The sequence below is a fragment of the Gilliamella sp. B2717 genome (genome assembly GCF_026536675.1).
Lineage (GTDB): Bacteria > Pseudomonadota > Gammaproteobacteria > Enterobacterales > Orbaceae > Gilliamella > Gilliamella apicola_I.
Genome location: NZ_JAFNNQ010000039.1, coordinates 1 through 355 on the forward strand (window position 1 = coordinate 1; position 355 = coordinate 355).

The 355-nt window shown below is 35.8% G+C and carries 1 protein-coding gene; it reads left to right on the forward strand.

Features of this window, described 5'->3' with window-relative positions; translation table 11 throughout:
• Positions 1 to 93: 93 nt before the first annotated feature.
• The coding region (locus tag J3U35_RS11600) for a hypothetical protein (RefSeq protein WP_267360129.1) at positions 94 to 355 on the forward strand (262 nt) is incomplete at its 3' end.

Here is a 355-nt window from a genome sequence, read left to right on the forward strand (position 1 = left end):
CAAATTAAAATTTACATCCAGTGATATTGATGTAGCACTTATGCGTTTAATCAATAGTGATATTATCAATTTTTCAGGATAAAGGAATCAACCATGGCATTAACCCCTATAAAAAAATGGAAATATCCGGTCGTTACCAATGACCAAAAAAAATCAAACGCTACCCGTTATCATCAAGCCTTAATGTTAGTGGAAGAGGGTTTCTATCCTGTCAGCACGAATAAACAGGTACATGGCGGCATTCATTTTGATGAAAAAGCGCTTGAAAATTTAGGCATTGTATATGATAAACCCAGCAAAGTGTGCTGTATAGCTGATGGTGAAGTCATTGCTTATCGGGTAAACGACAATTATC